The following is a 333-nucleotide window of genomic DNA, read 5'->3' as shown; positions in this document are numbered from 1 at the left end:
TCTTTTCTTCTATAAGAAGGAGGAACCAGTCCGAATAAGGATCGTCCTGTTCGCAGCCACGTTTGATGCGATTGAGGATGTTGGCAAAGCCACTCAGGCCGATCATCCCGGGCTTGCCTTCGGTGCGTTGACGACCAAACCAGAGCCTTGAGGCGTGGTGGGTGTGCAGGGTCAGATTGACGCTGCTTCGCAGTGAACCGAGGTTGAGCTGAAAGTTGTCAGCCATGCTGAGCGCTTCCTTTATATGAGCGGATTGATGGAGAGAGGCAAGATTGCCCGCGCGTGCTGGCTCTGGTCAGTAACAAACCGTTTCTTGGTCGATTGGGGTTTCTC

General features: G+C 53.8%; 1 protein-coding gene. It reads right to left on the bottom strand.

The genetic code is table 11. The features are described 5' to 3' along the window. On the bottom strand, window positions 1-226 hold a 226-nt coding region (locus ABJ99_RS12745; RefSeq protein WP_154864415.1), incomplete at its 3' end, for an AcaB family transcriptional regulator. Window positions 227-333 lie beyond the last annotated feature (107 nt).

The sequence above is a fragment of the Pseudomonas syringae pv. cilantro genome, assembly GCF_001293775.1.
Classification (GTDB): domain Bacteria; phylum Pseudomonadota; class Gammaproteobacteria; order Pseudomonadales; family Pseudomonadaceae; genus Aquipseudomonas; species Aquipseudomonas syringae_P.
This window is presented reverse-complemented; position numbering and strand designations above follow the sequence as displayed.